We start from the raw sequence: 17,514 nt of genomic DNA on the forward strand, positions 1-17,514 counted from the left end.
CTGTCTCAGGTGGGCCTGTTCCAACGGCCCGGCATGCCGGTCGTCGCGCCCGCTTGTGGCGCGCGAATTTTATTCAGAAAGCTGAACGGCCCGGCCATCAGCCCTGACATCAGACGATTGTCGCGCGCCTGTGCCTTGAACTTTTCGATCTGCATGACGTCCTCGATCCGGCGATCAAGAAACTCCCAGGTGCGGGCGCTATTTTCGCTGGTGTCGCCCAGCCAATAAAGCACCGTCGTGCCGTAGACCCCCGAGAGCGTCGCGCGTTTGGTGTACCAATTCACATCGTCCGAGGTGTCGCCAAGCGCCAGCCAGATCCGATCGCAGGTCTGCCAGACGGCGCGGGCGCCATCGGCGGCATAGATCGGCAGGGAAAACAGGGTCATGCCACGGCGGACAAGCTCCTTGTCCTCGACCGCCTCAAGCCGGGCACGAACAGCGAAGGCAATCCGGTCACGAAACCGCATGTCGCCCAGATCAGCCGCTTCGAGACGCGCCAACATCGCGTGATCGCCCGCCTCGTGATAGGCCAAGGCAAGATCAACCGCACCACGCGGACAGATCGCCGCGACCAGACCGGGATCAATATCCGCCTCGCTTGCAGCGGCGTTCAATGTGGCCTCGCTCCAGCCGTCAAACGGCACATGCAGCTTGGCGGCATCAAGCAATCTGGTCATCAAATCGGGGTCATGCATCGGCTTTTCCTCTTCGCTTCGCGCACACTAGACAAAACTGGGGTGCTTTGCTATACGGCGATTTCCTGCAAATCCTTGCAACTCAACTTAGAAAGGTGGTGAAAACCACATGCAGGTTAGTGTTCGCGACAACAATGTCGATCAGGCGCTTCGTGCCCTGAAGAAAAAGCTGCAGCGCGAAGGCGTTTTTCGTGAAATGAAGCTCAAGCAACATTTCGAGAAACCGTCCGAGAAAAAAGCGCGTGAGAAAGCTGAAGCGATTCGCCGTGCCCGTAAGCTGGCGCGTAAGAAAGCTCAGCGCGAAGGGATGGTCTAAGGACCGCTCGGGCAGCTTTTGCCAACACGGGGTTTTCACATCCCGAAAAAGATTATCGGTTTTCGGACCAGATGTGTGAAGCTTTTGACGACCCCCGAGCCTATGCTTCGGGGGTTTGTCGTTTTGGGGCTGTTGTCATTGGGGGCGTTGCCCCCGGTGCCCTGTTCAGGGCACCTCCCCCAGGATATTTTTGGCCAGAAGAAACCGGGCCGGTTTTGACCGGAGTCAGGTAAGCTGGCAAATCGGCGCACCGCGCAGCAAAGAGGTCACAAAACGCCCCTCGGCGGTATCACGGATCGCATAGCCATAGCCGCGAAGGCGATGTTTCCATTCCCGCTCAGAGACCGCCAATTGGCGTTCACGCATGACCATGTCGCGGATGCTTGCGGGGGTTTCGTTTGTTTGACGTTCCATCGTTTCCTGCCTCATTACAATTAACCACTACAGCAGGGATAGTTTACGGTTGTGGCGGCAATTGTTCTGAATTGTGGCGCACTCGGGGTATTGTCTGGGCCGCTCAGATGGTTGCATCCACCTCAGGCAATTGCGGGGTGGCGTCACGGCACGCGGCGGCGGCGGCCACCAGGGCGCGAAAGATTCCCATCTGGCGATGCGCATAGAAAAGATGCTCGGGGTGCCATTGCACGCCGATGGCGAAGGGCTCTGACACCCGCTCGATCGCTTGGATCATGCCGCCGGTGTCACGCGCCGCCACCCGCAGGCCGCGCCCAAGAAGATCGACCGCCTGAGTATGCAGCGCATTCACCTTCATCGGGGCCGCGCCCGCCACCCCGGCAAGGCGTGTGTCTGGCTCAAGACAGACGGTTTTGCGTGGCAGGATGGTGCGGATCTGGTCGCTTGAGGCATAGGTGGCATAGGCATCCTGATGCAAAGAACCGCCCAGCGCAATGTTGAGCATCTGACTGCCGCGGCAAATCCCAAGCACCGGTTTGTTGCGTTCGAACGCCGCCAGAACCATATCGTGCTCCAGCGCATCGCGATCCGGGTCAAGCCGCGCCGAGGTGACAAGCCGACCGCCGTAAAGATCGGGCGAAATGTCATCGCCACCACCGATAATGATGCCATCCACCGCGTCGATATCGGCATCGCTCCCGGCCACCCAACGGGTTGAGCGCCCCCCCGCCAGCCAGACATTGAGCGCGATCAGCGGATATATCCGCCAGCCGGAGCGACGCGAGGTGGTCACCCCGATCAGGGGTTTGCCTGCGCTCATGGCGAAACGCGGTCCAGTCCCGCCGCCTTAAGGATCGCGCCACAGCGCACCGCCCAGCTTTTGCGGCTGAGGGTCAACACACCGTGATCGTCCTGCCAAGCCCTGGCAAGCTTTGCCAAGAGGTCTGCATCCTGCGCCACGCGCTCGACCAGAAGCCAGCGGTTCCATTCATCGGCTATGGACCAACCGGGTTCGTCGATGCGGCAATCGGGCAGGCGGAAATGAAAGGTCGGGCGCGCCGCAGTCTTGTCGGAAATCGCCGCCGCTATCCTGTCGGGATCAAAATGCGCAAAGATCGGCAGCATATCGAGACCTCGATTGCGGCTTGGGGTGTATTGAAGATAAAGCCCGGTTACATGGTCAAGTCTGGCGCCCGGCCCGGCCGCGATCAGCGCGCGCACGAAATCGGTCGGATAAGGATCGGTAAAGGGCAGCACGCGGCGCGAATCGTCAATCGGATTGGCGGTGCGAATCCAATCCTCGATCAGGGCATAGGCCAGAAGCGGATGCACGATATCGGTGTCGGCGTCACTTGCGATTTCGATGTTGAGATGCAGGCCGAACCCTAAGAACCATCCCGCGCCGCTTCCCAACCCGCCCGCCTCGCGCAGGGCCGCGCGCAGATCATCCAGCCGTGACAGGCCCGCGTGATCCAAGGGCTCGGTCACGATTTCGACCGGGATAACCTCGCGGCCGATATCAAGCGCCAGATCGCGCAGTTTGCTTTTCTGGGCGTTGCGCAAAAAAACGTCGAGGTAAATCTCGATCTTGCCGATTTCGCTATCCTTGATGGTCCAGAACGGGCCATCGCCCTGTTCGGCCTTGCCGCCAAGGGTGTCGGCGCAGGTGCACGCAACGCGGGCCTCGTCCAGACCGCCAAGCTCGATCTCGACCCCGACAAGGCGGGGGGTGCCCCTGGCATTCAGCGGCTGAGGCAGGTAGGCGAACTTGGGCATGATACAGCTCCCTTTCACAAATCGAGCGGCCCGTCTGACAGGCCGCCCCCCCAAGGCGTGACCTTGAGCGTGTCTTGGCCTAATCGCCAAGCCCGGCGTCGGCCTCGATCTCGCGCCGGGACTTGCGGGCGCGTTCGGTGGCTGATTTCAACTGTCCGCAGGCGGCCATGATATCCTCGCCGCGCGGGGTGCGGACCGGGCTGGCATAACCGGCATTATAGATGATGTCGGCAAAGGCGCGGATGCGGTTGTTGCTGGATCGCTCATAGGGGGCACCGGGCCATTCGTTGAACGGAATAAGGTTGATCTTGGCCGGAATGCCCTCGATCAGACGGATAAGGCGATGCGCATCCGCGTCACTGTCATTCACCCCCTTGAGCATCACGTATTCAAAGGTGATCCGCTCGGAGTTGCTGACCTTGGGATAGCTGCGCAGCGCCTCAAGCAGCACCTCAAGGTTCCATTTCCTGTTGATCGGGACAAGGCGGTCGCGCACCTCATCGGTGGTGGCGTGAAAGGAAATTGCAAGCTGACAGCCGATTTCCTGCGCCGTGCGCGCAATTTCCGGCACGACACCCGAGGTCGAGAGAGTAATGCGGCGACGAGAGAGTTGAATGCCCTCGGCATCCATCGCGATCTTCATCGCATCGCGGACGTTTTCAAAATTATAAAGCGGCTCGCCCATGCCCATCAGAACGATATTGGACAAAAGCCGACCTTCCACATTACGCGCGCCCTGTTCGGGCCATTCATTCAGATCGTCCCTCGCCATCATTACCTGGCCGATGATTTCGCCAGCGGTCAGATTGCGCACCAGTTTCTGGGTGCCGGTGTGACAGAACGAACAGGTCAGGGTACAGCCAACCTGGGATGAAATGCACAGCGTGCCGCGCGAGTCTTCGGGGATATAGACGACCTCGACCTCGTGACCGCCATTGATGCGCACAAGGTATTTGCGCGTGCCATCTTCACTGACCTGCTTGCTGACAACCTCGGGGATTTCGATCACAAAGCTCTCGGCAAGCTCGGCGCGAAAGGCCTTGGACAGGTTCGTCATTTCGCCGAAATCACGCACGCCCCATTGGTAAATCCATTGCCAGATCTGGCCGACCCGCATCCTGGCCTGTTTTTCCGGCGTGCCATGCGCGATCAGAACCTCGCGCATCTGCTCTCGGGTCAGGCCGACAAGGTTGATCGGCCCCTCGGGCATCTTGCGGGGGATCGTCAGAACGTCTTGCGTGATCGGGGCAGTCTGGGTCATGGTCATTCGCGCGGTTAGGGTCTGGATGCATCTCCATATAGGATTCGCGCGGGAATTACACACCTTTCCGGGGAGGTGGGGCGCACAACCGTCTCGCTTTGCGCAGATCAAAGGCGTTTTGATTGCCCAAGCTGTGCGACCGGCGCATGACAGGGGCAGGTGACCAGATGGTCGTTGACCATGCCCACCGCCTGCATGAAGGCATAGACGATTGTGGGACCACAGAACTTGAACCCGCGTTTCTTCAAATCTTTCGAAATTCTTATGGAAAGATCGGTCTGCGCAGGGACCTCGGACAGGCTCTGCCACTTGTTCTGAACAGGGGTGCCGCCGACGTAATCCCACAGGTAGCGATCAAACCCGCCCCCGGCCTCGATCTGTTGCCAGACGCGGGCATTTCCAATCGTCGCCTCGATCTTGCCGCGGTGGCGGATGATACCCGGGTCCGCCAGCAGGCGCTGCACATCCTGCTCGCCCCAGGTGGCGATGATATTCGGGTCAAACCCCTGAAAAGCGGCGCGAAAATTCTCTCGCTTGCGCAGGATGGTGATCCAGCTCAGGCCCGCCTGAAACCCGTCAAGAACAAGCTTTTCCCAGAGCGCGCGGCTGTCATATTCGGGCACGCCCCAATCGGTATCATGGTAAGCCTCATAGAGCGCATCCCCCCCAACCCAGCCGCATCTTTCCATCCTGCTCACCCTCATCTTTTGCCGACATCACGCAAATGTGTTTAAAAACAACTCTTTAAGCTTTACTTAACGGAAATGGCCCAACTTGTGAAGCACGCCATTTCGGAGAAGAGCATGGGGAAGAAAAATAAATGGGCCGACATTCCGGCCGGGCATGACAACCCGCTCGCCTATGCCATTTCGGCGCGGGACCGGTCCGTCATAGAGATGGTCAACCAAGCGGTGAAACACAAACAGGTCGTGTTGGCCTATCAGGCGGTTGTGCCTGCGGGCAGGCAGGCCAAACCGGCCTTTTACGAGGGGCTGATTCGGGTCCTTGATGAAACCGGGCGTATCATCCCTGCGCGTGAATTCATCGCCGCAATCGAAACCACCGAAACCGGTCGAATCGTCGATTGCCTGGCCCTGGAAAAAGGTCTCAAGACGCTGATGGACTATCCTGATTTGCGGCTGGCGATCAACATGTCGGCCCGCTCTATCGGCTACGCCCGCTGGATGCGCATCCTCAAACGCGGGCTTGGCGAAGATCCGACAATTGCCGAGCGGCTTATCCTTGAGATCACTGAAAGTTCGGCCATGCTTGTGCCCGAGTTGGTGATCGGTTTCATGAAGGAATTGCAGCGAAAAGGGATCAGTTTTGCGCTTGATGATTTCGGCGCCGGATATACATCGTTCCGCTATCTCAAGGATTTCTACTTTGACATCCTCAAGATCGACGGACAGTTCATTCGTGACATCGCGCATGACGCCGATAATCAGGTGCTGACTGCCGCCCTGACCAGTGTTGGACAACAATTCGACATGGTCACCGTTGCCGAGAGCGTCGAAAAACCGGCTGATGCCGCCTATCTGACAGCGCTTGGGATCGACTGTCTTCAGGGGTATTACTTTGGTGCCCCAACGGTAAAGCCGCCCTGGCTTGACAGTGCCCTTGACCAAGCCATCGCTTGAATGTGACACTCCGTCCATTGCCGCAATGCGGCATCTAAGATATGACGCCGCGTAAAGGCGGAGGCCGTCTGGGGCGACACATCTGATGTGACACCCCAAGCATCCCCTTCGCTCTGGCAAATCCTGGTGGAGGACACACATGACCAACGTAGTAATCGCATCCGCAGCCCGTACAGCTGTTGGATCATTTGGCGGCGCATTCGCCAACACACCCGCACATGATCTGGGGGCCGCCGTTCTGGAAGAGGTTGTCGCCCGCGCCGGGATCGACAAATCGGAAGTTTCCGAAACCATTCTTGGCCAGGTTCTGACCGCGGCCCAAGGACAAAACCCCGCCCGCCAGGCGCATATCAATGCCGGCCTACCGATTGAAAGCGCCGCTTGGAGCATCAACCAGGTTTGTGGCTCGGGCCTTCGTGCCGTGGCCCTTGGAGCCCAGCATATTCAGCTTGGTGATGCCGCGATCATTTGCGCCGGTGGTCAGGAAAACATGACCATGAGCCCGCATGCAGCCAACCTGCGCGCCGGTCACAAAATGGGCGATATGAAGTATATCGACACGATGATTCGCGACGGGCTTTGGGATGCGTTCAACAACTACCACATGGGGCAGACCGCCGAAAACGTTGCCGACAAATGGCAGATCACCCGCGACATGCAGGATGAATTCGCCGTTGCCAGCCAGAACAAGGCCGAAGCCGCGCAAAAAGCTGGCAAGTTCGACGACGAGGTCATGGCCTTTACCGTCAAGACCCGCAAGGGCGACATCATCGTCGATAAGGACGAGTACATCCGTTATGGTGCAACCATGGAGGCCATGCAAAAACTGCGCCCGGCCTTCACCAAAGACGGTAGCGTGACCGCCGCCAACGCAAGCGGCCTCAATGACGGCGCCGCCGCCACCCTTTTGATGAGCGCCGATGAGGCCGAGCGTCGCGGGATTGAACCGCTGGCGCGCATTGCATCCTACGCCACCGCCGGTCTCGACCCGTCGATCATGGGTGCGGGGCCTATCCATGCCAGCCATAAAGCGCTCGAAAAAGCCGGCTGGACGGTCAAGGATCTCGACCTTGTCGAGGCCAACGAAGCCTTCGCCGCCCAGGCCTGTGCCGTCAACAAGGAGATGGGCTGGGATCCGGCGATCGTGAACGTGAATGGCGGCGCGATTGCAATCGGCCATCCGATCGGCGCCTCGGGCTGTCGCGTTCTGAACACGCTGCTGTTCGAAATGAAACGTCGCGGTGCCAAAAAAGGCCTTGCCACGCTTTGCATCGGCGGCGGCATGGGGGTCGCTCTTTGCGTCGAACGCCCCTGAACTTCAGGCCCGGCCTGTGATTCGCAGTGAAAGGGGCGCCAGAAACGGCGCCCCTTTTTTAAATCCCGCGCCTACCGCTACCGAGTTCGATGTATAGAGAGAAATTCATCACGCAATAATGTTGCGTATCCACTCGCACGATAGTAACCAAGTTACCAACACCTAAGCCAGATTGGAGGACACCATGGCAAGAACTGCACTCGTCACCGGAGGATCGCGCGGGATCGGCGCGGCCATCTCGAAAGCCCTGAAAGCCGAAGGCTACAACGTTGCCGCCACCTATGCCGGGAATGATGAGGCCGCCGCCGCCTTCACCGCCGAGACCGGCATCAAGACCTACAAATGGAACGTCGCAGACTATGATGAAAGCGTTGCAGGCATCGCAAAAGTCGAGTCCGAAGTTGGCCCCGTCGATATCGTCGTCGCAAATGCCGGCATTACCCGCGATGCACCGTTCCATAAAATGACACCCGAGCAATGGCATCAGGTGATCGACACCAACCTGACTGGCGTTTTCAACACCGTGCACCCGGTCTGGAGCGGCATGCGCGAGCGTAAATTTGGCCGCGTTATCGTCATCAGCTCGGTCAACGGCCAGAAGGGCCAGTTCGCGCAAGTCAACTATGCCGCGACCAAGGCAGGCGACATCGGCATCGTGCGCAGCCTCGCACAGGAGGGCGCGCGCGCCGGGATCACCGCCAACGCCGTTTGCCCCGGCTATATCGCGACGGAAATGGTCATGGCCGTGCCCGAAAAAGTGCGCGAGTCGATCATCGCCCAAATCCCGGCAGGTCGCCTGGGTGAACCCGAAGAGATCGCCCGCTGCGTGACGTTCCTGGCATCTGACGATGCGAGCTTCATCAACGGCTCAACCATCTCCGCCAACGGCGCGCAGTTCTTTAGCTAATACCCCGCGCAATTTGCGCAGGCTAACATATGAAAGGGCCGGTCCATGCGACCGGCCCTTTTTCGTCAGATGGTATTCTCGTTTTCTCTATCGGAGCAAAAACCCAAAGGCCCTGCGCCGATGCAACAAGGCAGGATCATAAGACCGATATCGCCTAGCCGGATCAGGCCGTCACAGACAGCTTCTCGATCTCTTCCTTCAATCGCAGCTTTTGTTTCTTGAGTTCAGCAATTTCCAAAGTGCTGGTGCCCGGGGCGCGTTGTGCCGCCTCCACCTTTTCCGAGAGCGAATGATGTTTTCTCTTCAGTTCCGCAATGTGTGAACTCAAGTTCATGGGCCGTCTCCTCTTTGGTTTAAAGTCAACGCCACCAGTCCACCACAGTTTTACAAATCTGTCACGCTGCGCGCGCAGCATAGGCGGGTATTTTCCGATGGGATTATCCTAAAATCAGACAGGAAAAGGCAGAGCTGCCGCATTTCGCAGCACCTCGCTGGTTGCGGCTGTGTATTTTTCGCCGCCCTGCACGTGCTCGGGCCCCTCATGCAGGAGCCAGCCATCATGCAACCGAAACCCCGCGCGCCCGCCTTTGCGCCCGCGCAACAGCACAAGTCGCGCCACGCGACCACGTCGGGGAATCAGCGGCAAAACCTCAAGGCTTCCCAAATGCACCATAGCGGCGGCCATAAGATCAGGCAGGCGGTCGGCACGCTGGATAAAGGTCACGCTGCCCTTTTGCGCCACCCGACGCGCCGCCGCCCTGACCCAATCCGCGAGCGCAAGACCCTCGCCCATGGCCCGCTCACGCCCCATGTCGCGTGCGGCCGTACTTTTGCGACGGTCAAAATAGGGCGGGTTGGCGATGACGTGGTCAAATTGCTGCTGGCGCAGGGTATCCGGCATGTTTGACAAATCGCCCGTCACCACATCAAGCGCCAGATTATTGGCCTCTGCATTGCGCCGCGCCAGATCGGCATAGGCTGGTTGCACCTCTAGGCCGGTCACCAGAACGCCGGGCACCCGCGCGGCCAGGCAAAGCCCCGCAACACCCCCGCCGCAGCCAAGGTCAAGCACCCTCTCACCCGCCCGCGCAGGTATGCTCGCGGCCAGCAAAACCGGATCGACCCCGGCGCGATAGCCATCTTTCGGTTGGCCAATCACAAGACGCCCGCCAAGAAAGGCGTCCTGGCTTAGCTCGGTCGCGTCAAAGCTGTCACATCTCAAGGTCGAACCCATTATCCAGAAGCGCCACGCGCGCCGCTTTATAATCATCTTCCGACACCATAAGACGGCGCGGAAAAATTCCGATTGATCCCTCAAGGCTGCTCATATTTACGTCTATTTCAAAGCAGTCTATACCCTCGCCCTGAAGCAGGGCCTGCGCAAAAGCGATGGACGTCAGATCATTGGTGCGTAAAAGCTGTTTCATGGGACCGACATAAGGACACCAAAGACGATTTGTCGAGTGGTGCTGACAGGAGTGTTATGGGATTGGATCACGCCGCAACCAAACCGCACGAACAGCTGGCCGCGCATCTTGCGGGCAAGATGGATGCGGTCAACGCCCTGATCCGGGCGCGCATGGCGTCGCGTCACGCGCCGCGCATTCCACAGGTCACCGCACATCTGGTCGAGGCGGGCGGCAAGCGCCTGCGCCCGATGCTGACGCTGGCAACAGCAGATTTATGTGGCTATGGCGGGGGCTATGACGTGCATCTCGCCGCCACGGTCGAATTCATTCACACCGCCACGCTGTTGCATGACGACGTGGTGGATGAAAGCGCACAGCGACGCGGGCGCCCCACCGCCAACCTGCTATGGGATAACAAATCCAGCGTTCTGGTCGGGGATTATCTGTTTGCACGGGCGTTCCAATTGATGGTCGAACCCGGCTCGCTTCGGGTGCTTGATATCCTTGCCAATGCCTCGGCCACCATTGCCGAAGGCGAGGTGCTTCAACTGACGGCGGCGCGCGATCTGGCCACCACCGAGGACATTTACCTGCAAGTGGTGCGCGGCAAGACCGCCGCGCTGTTTTCTGCCGCGACCGAGGTGGGCGGCGTGATTGCCGCCGCGCCAGAGGAGCAGATCAAGGCGCTGTTTGACTATGGTGATGCGCTTGGGATTGCGTTTCAGATCGTTGATGATCTGCTCGATTATCAGGGCGACACATCGGCGACGGGCAAGAATGTCGGGGATGATTTTCGCGAACGCAAGCTGACCCTGCCGGTGATCAAGGCGATTGCCGCCGCCAATACGCAAGAGCGGACATTCTGGACGCGGGTGATCGAAAAGGGCGACCAGCGCGACGGCGATCTTGAGCATGCGATAGGGTTGCTGAACACCCATGGCGCGCTTGACCAGACCCGGCAAGAAGCGCTGGAATGGGCCGCAAAGGCCAAGACCGCAATGGCCGCCCTGCCCGAGCATCCGGTGCGCCAGATGTTGCTTGATCTGGCGGATTACGTAGTCGCGCGGATTAACTAAGCGGCGTTTAGCCTGGTTGCCTTGGCCCACCAGCCGGGGCGATCCTGTGCCAGCCGTCCAGCAGCGGCAGCGGCGCTTTCGGCGCGGTCATACAGGCCAAAACAGGTGGCCCCCGATCCCGACATGCGCGCCAACTGGCATCCCGGCGTATCAAGCAAGGCCTCAAGGACCTCTGCGATAATCGGTCCTGCGGCGATGGCGGGGCCTTGCAGATCATTGCGTTGCTCCCCCAGCCAGCACATGAACGCAGCGGCATCCGCCCAGACCGGCAGAGGGTCAGACATCGCCGGGTTTTCGCGCTGTGTCAGCCCGGCAAAAATGCCGGGCGTCGCCACCGCAACGGGCGGCTTGACCAGCACCGCATAAAGCGACGGCACGCCCGCAAGCGGCGTGACATCCTCGCCAATGCCGCGCATCCGCGCCGCGCGGGGCGCAAGGCACACCGGCACATCCGCCCCAAGCACCAGGACATCACGCGGCATCGCAACGCCTGTCATGTCGCAAAGAGCACGCAGAGTGGCGGCCGCATCGCTTGACCCGCCGCCGATTCCGGCGGCCGCAGGCAGGTGCTTTTCAAGGGTAATATCGGCCGTAACATCAATCAAAGCGGCAGCTTTCAGCACCAGATTGTCGGCATCGACCGGCACGCCCGCCGCCATCGGGCCCGTGACCGCAAGACGCGAAACCGTGGCGGGGCGGACAGTAATCAGATCGCCAAAATCGGCAAAAACCACAAGTGAATCAAGCAGGTGATAGCCATCGCTCCGGCGGCCCGTCACATGCAGTGTCAGATTGATCTTGGCCGGTGCGTGCGCCTTAACCGCCGTCATTCACCACCCTCAACGGCGCGGCGCCCTCATCGGCCAGAACCTTGTCCAACCCGACCTCAAGCTTGGCGCGAATGCGGTCGGCGTCTACATCCACGGAAGGGGTGCTATCGTGCAAGGACAGGGCGCGACGCCATTGAAAGCGCGCCTCGACCTTGCGGTCCACGGCCCAGAGAACATCACCAAGATGGTCGTTGACCACCGGATCGACCGCCATCAGTTCGGCGGCATGCTCCATATGCACGATCGCCTCATCATAGCGGCCCATGCGATAGAGAACCCAGCCAAGCGAATCGACGATATAGCCACTGTTGGGCTGGGCGGCGACGGCACGCTCGATCATGCCAAGCGCCTCGTCAAGGTTAATGCCCTTTTCGACCATCGAATACCCGAGATAGTTCAGCACTTGCGGATGATCCGGGTTAAGTTCAAGCGCGCGGCGAAAATCGGCCTCGGCCTTGTCCCAATTGTCCAGCCGCTCATGACTTATGGCGCGGGCGTAATGCACGAACCACTGATCGGTGTCGCGCTTGGCATAGAGCGCCAGCGCCTTGTCATAGGCGGTCACGGCGGCGGTAAAATTTTCCAGCTCGCGATAGAGATCGCCCGCGGCCACATGCACGGTCGGCAGATCGGGATAGGTCTGCGCAAGCTGTTCCAACACCTCGATGGCGGCATCGGTCCGGCCTGCACGGCGCAACACATCGCTGCGCCCCAATTCGGCGGCATGAAACGACGGATGATCGCGCGGCACCTTCTTGAAGGCCGCAATCGCAAGATCGTGGCGTTTCATCTGTTCCAGAAGTTCGGCACTCATGATCACCGCGTCGATGTGATCGGGTTTGATCGCCTCGGCAACACGGGAATAGAGCAGGATATATTCGTCGCTCGCCTCCTGCATGAGCGCGCGCCCAAGCGAATAGAACACCTCGGCGATGCCATCACCGGCCTTGGTGATCTGGTCAAACGGCAGGCGATTGCCCGCCGCAAGACCGGCGCGAAGCTGGGCGATTTCGGGGTCAAGGTCGGTGCCGAAGGTGTCGTCGATCACGGCGACGGCGCGATCCTGCGCGTCAAGCTGGCTTAGCACCTGGGCCCAGGCAATGACGCCGCGGCGGGTGCGTTGCATCGGGCCGTCGGCCTCGCCGGAAAAAACCTTGTCAGCGCCCTCAAAGTCGCCAACCGAGGCAAGCGCAAGCGCCTTGTGATAAATCGCAAAGCTGCGCAGCCCGCGTTCTTCGGCCACGGCGTCAAAACGTGCAAGCGCGGCGGTCATATCGCCCTTGCCAAGATCGGCCCAGGCCGCAAGCAACCCGTCGGCAAGCGCACCAATGCCGCGCCCATCCTGAATGCGGGTCAAAAGGGCATCGTATTCCTCTTTGCGGGTCTCATCGGCCACAAGCGCCATGTGCGCCACCTGGCTGCGCAAGCCGTCGCCCTCGATCTTGCGGGCAATCGCCACGGCGCGATCAAGCTGACCGAGCGCCAGATAGGCGACAGTGGCATTTTCAAGAATGGCGGGGTTGGACGGATCCTTGGCCAGAACCTGCGCGTAATATTGCGCGGCGGCGGCAAAATCGCCCTGATAGCGGGCCTGACGCGCGGCCAGATAGGCGCCGCTCGGCTCTGCGGCCAGAACCGGAGGCGTGGTGACCTGCAAAGCAGCGACGATTGCGAGGACCGAAAGAGATTTGATTTTCACGCGAAGCTGCCTTTTATCATCTGGATGTGCCCCAAACGTAATATGCCAGCCCCCCCAAGGCAATGCGGCGCGGTCCATTTGCCGCGCCGCCGCCTGTTATTCACGCGATGGTTACATATTGGGATAGTTCGGCCCATCACCGCCCTGTGGCGTGACCCAATTGATATTCTGGCTCGGGTCCTTGATATCGCAGGTTTTACAGTGCACGCAGTTCTGAAAGTTGATGACAAAGCGCGGGTCTTTACCCTCTTCCCTCACCACCTCGTAAACGCCGGCCGGGCAATAGCGCTGTGCCGGTTCGTCGTATTTGGGCAGGTTCACGCCGATCGGCACCGAAGCATCCTTGAGATGCAGATGCGCGGGCTGGCTTTCCTCGTGGTTGGTAAAGGAAAACGCCACATTGGTCAGGCGATCAAAGCTTAGCTTGCCATCGGGTTTGGGGTACTCAATCGGCTTGTGCTTATCGGCCGGTTCGGTTGCGTCGGCATCGGTCTTGCCATGCCCGAGCGTGCCCAAAAGCGAAAAGCCGATCGTGTTGGTCCACATGTCGAACCCGCCAAGACCAAGCGAGGTCAAAAGGCCAAATTTCGACCACAGCGGCTTGACGTTACGCACCTTTTTAAGATCTTTGCCGATGGCGCCACCGCGCACCTCGGTCTCGTAATCGCTTAGCTCGTCACTGGCGCGTCCCGCCGCAAGCGCGGCATGCGCGGCCTCGGCCGCGGCCTTGCCCGAGAGCATGGCATTGTGGTTGCCCTTGATGCGCGGCACGTTGACCATGCCCACCGAACAGCCCAAAAGCGCCACGCCCGGTGCCACCATTTTCGGCATCGACTGAAACCCGCCCTCGGAGATCGCGCGCGCCCCGTAAGCCACACGTTTGCCGCCCTTGAGCAGGTCAGCGACCATCGGGTGGTGCTTGAAGCGCTGGAATTCCATGTAGGGGAAAAGATGCGGGTTTTTATAGTTCAGATGCACCACGAAACCGACATAGACTTGATTGTTCTCAAGGTGATAGATAAACGACCCGCCACCGGCATTCTTGCCAAGCGGCCAGCCCATCGTATGGGTCACCGTGCCAAGGCGGTGCTTGGCGGGGTCGATTTCCCAGATTTCCTTCATGCCAAGGCCGAATTTCTGCGGCTCCTTGCCCTTGGACAGGTCGTATTTGGCAATGACTTCCTTGGCCAGCGACCCGCGCACGCCCTCAGACAGGAATACGTATTTTCCGTGCAACTCCATGCCCGGCTCATAATTCGGGCCTTCGGTGCCATCGGGATTCTTGCCAAATTCGCCGGCGACCACACCTTTGACACCGCCATTTTCGTCATAGACAAGTTCAGAGCACGACATGCCGGGGAAGATTTCAACACCCAACTCTTCGGCCTGTTCGGCCATCCAGCGACAGACATTGGCCATCGAGACAATGTAATTGCCGTGGTTGTTCATCAGCGGCGGCATCGGAAAATTCGGCACCCGGACTTTGCCCCCCTCGCCGAGCATGTAAAAGTTGTCCTGCGTGACCGGGGTGTTCAGCGGCGCGCCCTTGGCTTTCCAATCCGGGATAAGCGCGTCAAGGCCGCACGGATCAAGCACCGCCCCCGACAGGATATGCGCGCCGACCTCACTGCCTTTTTCAAGCAGGACAACCGCGCAATCAGGGTCAAGCTGCTTGAGGCGAATCGCGGCCGAAAGCCCCGCCGGCCCGGCCCCCACGATCACGACATCATATTCCATTGCCTCGCGCGTCACATCCGTCATTGACCTTGTCCTTTTCGCAGTGCGCGGTGGGCATCGGCCTGCGCGCAATAAAGTTGCGACTTGCCTATCGTGCCTGCGCCTTCACCGTCAATTGAAACACGACGTTAAACCGAAAGGAAAATGGCAATTTGTCACGTTTTATGGCGTGAAAACGCCTCGAATTCCTTTACCCTATTGCAATCGGGCCGGGGCTTCGGGCACTCTGCCTTGAAATCTGATGACTGACATGACGGGGCCTGCATTGCGCGGCCCCGCTTTAACAATGGACGAGTGCAATGGAAAAGATCCTGATGACCGCCGGCGGCCATGCCGCGCTTGAGGTCGAGCTTAAACAGCTGAAATCAGTTGAGCGGCCCGCGATCATCCGCGCCATCGCAGAGGCGCGCGAACATGGCGACCTGTCGGAGAACGCCGAATATCACTCGGCCAAGGAAAAACAGTCCTTCATCGAGGGGCGCATCAAAGAGATCGAAGGCATCCTGAGCCTTGCCGAGGTGATCGACCCTGCCAAATTGTCGGGCACCATCAAGTTCGGCGCGACCGTCACGCTTGTGGATGAGGATACCGAAGAAGAAAAGACCTATCAGATCGTTGGCGAGCATGAAGCCAGCATCGAAAGAGGTCTTTTGAACATAAAATCGCCCATTGCCCGTGCTTTGATCGGCAAAGAAGAGGGCGATAGCGTCGAAGTGCGCACGCCCGGTGGTGATCGCGCTTACGAAGTGTTAAAGGTCGCCTTTATCTGACGGGCCGAAATCACATGCTTCCTCGCAACGCTCCGCCGTCCGACATAAAGGGCGGCCCCGCCAAAGACACTTCGAACCAGATCACGACCATCGAAATGGTGGCCGTGGTCCTGTCGCTGTTGTGGCTCGCGGGCACCGCGCTGTTTTTTCTCGTTTTGACACCGCGCGAAGAGGCCGGCGGAAGTGCCCTGCAATTCGTGGTTATCCTGATTGCGGTCTTCATGCCTGTGGCAATGATCTGGGTCGGGGCCACAGCGGCCCGCGCCAGCCGGGTGATGCGCGAAGAAAGTCAGCGGTTGCAGGCGGCCATTGATGCCATCCGCCATGCCTATGTCACCCAGAATCAGGCCGGCGGCTTTGTGATGGACACCTCGGTCAATCAGAAACTGGATGAAATCGCCGCCGCACAGCGCAAGACCGAAACCGCGCTGACCACTTTTTCAAGCACCCGCGTCGGCCAGCCGGAACCGCGCCGCATGATCGCGCCACCGGCGGCAGAGCCAAATGCCGACGATCAGGTGGCGCTTCCGCTTGGCACCTCTGCCGAGGATATGTTGCCGCCGCTTGAGCGTCCTGATTTTATCCACGCCCTGAATTTTCCCGAAAACCCCGAGGACAAGGCCGGGTTTGCCGCTTTGCGCCGCGCGCTCAAGGATCGCCCCACCGCCCAGCTTATTCGCGCGGCGCAGGATATCCTTACGCTGATGTCGCACGACGGAATTTACATGGATGATCTGCGCCCCGATATGGCGCGGCCTGAAATCTGGCGGCGCTTTGCGGCCGGGGAGCGTGGGCGCACGGTGGCCGCGCTTGGCGGCGTGCGGGATCGCTCATCGCTGGCCCTGACGGCGGCGCGGATGAAACAGGATACGATCTTTCGCGATGCGGCACATCACTTTTTGCGACTGTTTGACCGGATGTTCACCCAGTTTGCCGAAACCGCCAGCGATATCGAGATTTCCGAGCTTTCAGAGACCCGCACCGCGCGGGCTTTCATGCTTTTGGGCCGGGTTGCGGGCACCTTCGACTAGCCCTGCAAGGCAGCGCGCACAGGGTGCGTTGCGGCCCCGCATTGGCCTCCGAAACGGTTCTTGCCCTGTTGCAAAATTGTCTGCATGATACCGCGCAATTGGGAGAATTCGAAGATGCGCAAATTTCTCGTGGTGCTGGATGACAGCCGCGAATGCCTCAACGCCATGCGGTTTGCCGCCATGCGCGCGGCCCATACCCAGGCCGGCGTTGAAATTCTGGCGGTGATTCCCCCAGAAGAGTTCAACCACTGGATCGGCGTCGGAGACATCATGCGCGAAGAACAGCGCGAGCGGATCGAGGCGCATTTTCAGGTCTTCGCCAAATGGATGCGCGACAAACAGGGCATCGACCCCGAGCTTGTCATCCGCGAGGGCGAGCCCGCCGATGAAATCATCGCTCAGGTTCAGGCCGATACTGCCATCGGCGTTCTGGTTCTGGGGGCCGCTACCGGGAAAAAGGGCCCCGGCCCGCTGGTGACGCAGCTTACCAAAACCGCAGGCTCTTTGCCAATTCCGATCACCATCGTGCCGGGCGATCTGTCGAAAGAACGCCTGGAAGCGATCACCTGAGGCAATAGCTTAGAATCGTTCTAAACCTTGACAGAAAGCCTCTGGGCGCTCATATCAAGGACACACAC

At 59.7% G+C, this 17,514-nt stretch carries 20 protein-coding genes; 8 read left to right on the forward strand and 12 right to left on the reverse strand.

Translation table 11 applies throughout. From position 1 onward, the window contains the following. Positions 1-5 precede the first annotated feature (5 nt). Entirely contained in the window at positions 6-695 is a 690-nt protein-coding gene (locus BMZ91_RS04435) for a COQ9 family protein (protein ID WP_092835187.1), read from the reverse strand. Between the two features lie 109 nt (positions 696-804). Here BMZ91_RS04435 and rpsU point away from each other — a divergent pair, with 109 nt between their 5' ends. Beyond that, positions 805-1,011, forward strand: a complete 207-nt coding sequence (gene rpsU, locus BMZ91_RS04440; RefSeq protein WP_092835189.1) for a 30S ribosomal protein S21 — start codon at positions 805-807, stop codon at positions 1,009-1,011. A 225-nt stretch (positions 1,012-1,236) separates the two neighbouring features. Here the strand turns inward: rpsU and BMZ91_RS04445 are convergent, their stop codons facing one another. The 5 genes from BMZ91_RS04445 to BMZ91_RS04465 form a co-directional block, all read right to left on the reverse strand. Further along, entirely contained in the window at positions 1,237-1,425 is a 189-nt protein-coding gene (locus tag BMZ91_RS04445) for a hypothetical protein (RefSeq protein ID WP_092835191.1), read from the reverse strand. A gap of 103 nt (positions 1,426-1,528) precedes the next feature. Then, positions 1,529-2,245, reverse strand: a complete 717-nt coding sequence (locus BMZ91_RS04450) for a gamma-glutamyl-gamma-aminobutyrate hydrolase family protein (protein WP_092835193.1) — start codon at positions 2,243-2,245, stop codon at positions 1,529-1,531. After that, positions 2,242-3,201, reverse strand: coding sequence for an amidoligase family protein (locus BMZ91_RS04455; RefSeq protein WP_092835195.1), 960 nt, complete (start codon positions 3,199-3,201; stop codon positions 2,242-2,244). Before BMZ91_RS04455 ends, BMZ91_RS04450 begins: the two co-directional genes overlap by 4 nt. 79 nt (positions 3,202-3,280) lie before the next feature. Further along, entirely contained in the window at positions 3,281-4,462 is a 1,182-nt protein-coding gene (rlmN, locus tag BMZ91_RS04460; RefSeq protein WP_092835512.1) for a dual-specificity RNA methyltransferase RlmN, read from the reverse strand. Positions 4,463-4,569: 107 nt separating this feature from the next. Then, positions 4,570-5,151: a DNA-3-methyladenine glycosylase I gene (locus BMZ91_RS04465; RefSeq protein ID WP_092835197.1), complete on the reverse strand. Its 582-nt coding sequence runs from the start codon at positions 5,149-5,151 to the stop codon at positions 4,570-4,572. 114 nt (positions 5,152-5,265) lie between these two features. On the opposite strand from BMZ91_RS04465, the gene BMZ91_RS04470 reads away from it, so the two are divergent. From BMZ91_RS04470 to phbB, 3 genes are all read left to right on the forward strand, one after another. Then, complete coding sequence (locus BMZ91_RS04470) at positions 5,266-6,102, forward strand: EAL domain-containing protein (RefSeq protein WP_092835514.1); 837 nt, start codon at positions 5,266-5,268, stop codon at positions 6,100-6,102. A 139-nt stretch (positions 6,103-6,241) separates the two neighbouring features. Next, positions 6,242-7,417 carry an acetyl-CoA C-acetyltransferase gene (locus tag BMZ91_RS04475; protein WP_092835199.1) on the forward strand — a complete coding sequence of 392 codons (1,176 nt, stop codon included), beginning with the start codon at positions 6,242-6,244 and terminating at the stop codon, positions 7,415-7,417. 184 nt (positions 7,418-7,601) lie between these two features. Continuing rightward, positions 7,602-8,324 (forward strand): acetoacetyl-CoA reductase, encoded by a 723-nt coding sequence (phbB, locus tag BMZ91_RS04480; protein ID WP_092835201.1) that lies wholly within the window; start codon positions 7,602-7,604, stop codon positions 8,322-8,324. Between the two features lie 163 nt (positions 8,325-8,487). Here the strand turns inward: phbB and BMZ91_RS04485 are convergent, their stop codons facing one another. From BMZ91_RS04485 to BMZ91_RS04495, 3 genes are all read right to left on the reverse strand, one after another. Then, on the reverse strand, positions 8,488-8,658 hold the full coding sequence (locus tag BMZ91_RS04485; RefSeq protein WP_092835516.1) for a YdcH family protein: 171 nt from the start codon (positions 8,656-8,658) through the stop codon (positions 8,488-8,490). A 114-nt stretch (positions 8,659-8,772) separates the two neighbouring features. Further along, the gene (locus BMZ91_RS04490) at positions 8,773-9,546 is read right to left on the reverse strand and encodes a tRNA1(Val) (adenine(37)-N6)-methyltransferase (protein ID WP_245736204.1); all 774 of its coding nucleotides are present in this window, start codon (positions 9,544-9,546) and stop codon (positions 8,773-8,775) included. Beyond that, positions 9,536-9,751, reverse strand: a complete 216-nt coding sequence (locus tag BMZ91_RS04495) for a putative signal transducing protein (protein WP_092835205.1) — start codon at positions 9,749-9,751, stop codon at positions 9,536-9,538. Before BMZ91_RS04495 ends, BMZ91_RS04490 begins: the two co-directional genes overlap by 11 nt. 56 nt (positions 9,752-9,807) lie before the next feature. Between BMZ91_RS04495 and BMZ91_RS04500 the strand changes: the two genes are divergently transcribed. Then, complete coding sequence (locus BMZ91_RS04500) at positions 9,808-10,809, forward strand: polyprenyl synthetase family protein (RefSeq protein ID WP_092835207.1); 1,002 nt, start codon at positions 9,808-9,810, stop codon at positions 10,807-10,809. Here the strand turns inward: BMZ91_RS04500 and BMZ91_RS04505 are convergent. The 3 genes from BMZ91_RS04505 to BMZ91_RS04515 all read right to left on the reverse strand — a co-directional run bounded on the left by BMZ91_RS04505 (position 10,806) and on the right by BMZ91_RS04515 (position 15,099). Beyond that, positions 10,806-11,639 carry a 4-(cytidine 5'-diphospho)-2-C-methyl-D-erythritol kinase gene (locus tag BMZ91_RS04505; protein ID WP_092835209.1) on the reverse strand — a complete coding sequence of 278 codons (834 nt, stop codon included), beginning with the start codon at positions 11,637-11,639 and terminating at the stop codon, positions 10,806-10,808. The two genes, BMZ91_RS04500 and BMZ91_RS04505, sit on opposite strands and share 4 nt — an antisense overlap. Continuing rightward, positions 11,626-13,338 (reverse strand): tetratricopeptide repeat protein, encoded by a 1,713-nt coding sequence (locus tag BMZ91_RS04510; protein ID WP_177193789.1) that lies wholly within the window; start codon positions 13,336-13,338, stop codon positions 11,626-11,628. The genes BMZ91_RS04505 and BMZ91_RS04510 overlap by 14 nt, the downstream gene beginning before the upstream one ends. A 111-nt stretch (positions 13,339-13,449) precedes the next feature. After that, entirely contained in the window at positions 13,450-15,099 is a 1,650-nt protein-coding gene (locus tag BMZ91_RS04515) for an electron transfer flavoprotein-ubiquinone oxidoreductase (protein ID WP_092835211.1), read from the reverse strand. Positions 15,100-15,374: 275 nt separating this feature from the next. Between BMZ91_RS04515 and greA the strand changes: the two genes are divergently transcribed. The 3 genes from greA to BMZ91_RS04530 all read left to right on the forward strand — a co-directional run bounded on the left by greA (position 15,375) and on the right by BMZ91_RS04530 (position 17,446). Further along, positions 15,375-15,845 (forward strand): transcription elongation factor GreA, encoded by a 471-nt coding sequence (greA, locus tag BMZ91_RS04520; RefSeq protein ID WP_092835213.1) that lies wholly within the window; start codon positions 15,375-15,377, stop codon positions 15,843-15,845. A 14-nt stretch (positions 15,846-15,859) separates the two neighbouring features. Beyond that, the gene (locus BMZ91_RS04525) at positions 15,860-16,876 is read left to right on the forward strand and encodes a hypothetical protein (protein WP_092835215.1); all 1,017 of its coding nucleotides are present in this window, start codon (positions 15,860-15,862) and stop codon (positions 16,874-16,876) included. A gap of 114 nt (positions 16,877-16,990) precedes the next feature. Next, a complete protein-coding gene (locus BMZ91_RS04530) occupies positions 16,991-17,446 on the forward strand; it encodes a universal stress protein (RefSeq protein WP_092835518.1) in 456 nt (151 codons plus the stop codon). Positions 17,447-17,514: the final 68 nt, after the last annotated feature.

The organism is Roseovarius lutimaris (assembly GCF_900115165.1).
In the GTDB taxonomy this organism is placed as follows: Bacteria; Pseudomonadota; Alphaproteobacteria; order Rhodobacterales; family Rhodobacteraceae; genus Roseovarius; species Roseovarius lutimaris.

Coding starts and splice junctions, on each gene's coding strand:
- BMZ91_RS04530 (WP_092835518.1), top strand. CDS start 16,991: ATGCGCAAATTTCTCGTGGTGCTGGATGACAGCCGCGAATGCCTCAAC.
- BMZ91_RS04450 (WP_092835193.1), bottom strand. CDS start 2,245: ATGAGCGCAGGCAAACCCCTGATCGGGGTGACCACCTCGCGTCGCTCC.
- BMZ91_RS04500 (WP_092835207.1), top strand. CDS start 9,808: ATGGGATTGGATCACGCCGCAACCAAACCGCACGAACAGCTGGCCGCG.
- BMZ91_RS04485 (WP_092835516.1), bottom strand. CDS start 8,658: ATGAACTTGAGTTCACACATTGCGGAACTGAAGAGAAAACATCATTCG.
- rlmN (WP_092835512.1), bottom strand. CDS start 4,462: ATGACCCAGACTGCCCCGATCACGCAAGACGTTCTGACGATCCCCCGC.
- BMZ91_RS04475 (WP_092835199.1), top strand. CDS start 6,242: ATGACCAACGTAGTAATCGCATCCGCAGCCCGTACAGCTGTTGGATCA.
- BMZ91_RS04435 (WP_092835187.1), bottom strand. CDS start 695: ATGCATGACCCCGATTTGATGACCAGATTGCTTGATGCCGCCAAGCTG.
- phbB (WP_092835201.1), top strand. CDS start 7,602: ATGGCAAGAACTGCACTCGTCACCGGAGGATCGCGCGGGATCGGCGCG.
- BMZ91_RS04455 (WP_092835195.1), bottom strand. CDS start 3,201: ATGCCCAAGTTCGCCTACCTGCCTCAGCCGCTGAATGCCAGGGGCACC.
- BMZ91_RS04515 (WP_092835211.1), bottom strand. CDS start 15,099: ATGACGGATGTGACGCGCGAGGCAATGGAATATGATGTCGTGATCGTG.
- BMZ91_RS04505 (WP_092835209.1), bottom strand. CDS start 11,639: ATGACGGCGGTTAAGGCGCACGCACCGGCCAAGATCAATCTGACACTG.
- BMZ91_RS04465 (WP_092835197.1), bottom strand. CDS start 5,151: ATGGAAAGATGCGGCTGGGTTGGGGGGGATGCGCTCTATGAGGCTTAC.
- BMZ91_RS04495 (WP_092835205.1), bottom strand. CDS start 9,751: ATGAAACAGCTTTTACGCACCAATGATCTGACGTCCATCGCTTTTGCG.
- BMZ91_RS04525 (WP_092835215.1), top strand. CDS start 15,860: ATGCTTCCTCGCAACGCTCCGCCGTCCGACATAAAGGGCGGCCCCGCC.
- greA (WP_092835213.1), top strand. CDS start 15,375: ATGGAAAAGATCCTGATGACCGCCGGCGGCCATGCCGCGCTTGAGGTC.
- BMZ91_RS04470 (WP_092835514.1), top strand. CDS start 5,266: ATGGGGAAGAAAAATAAATGGGCCGACATTCCGGCCGGGCATGACAAC.
- rpsU (WP_092835189.1), top strand. CDS start 805: ATGCAGGTTAGTGTTCGCGACAACAATGTCGATCAGGCGCTTCGTGCC.
- BMZ91_RS04445 (WP_092835191.1), bottom strand. CDS start 1,425: ATGGAACGTCAAACAAACGAAACCCCCGCAAGCATCCGCGACATGGTC.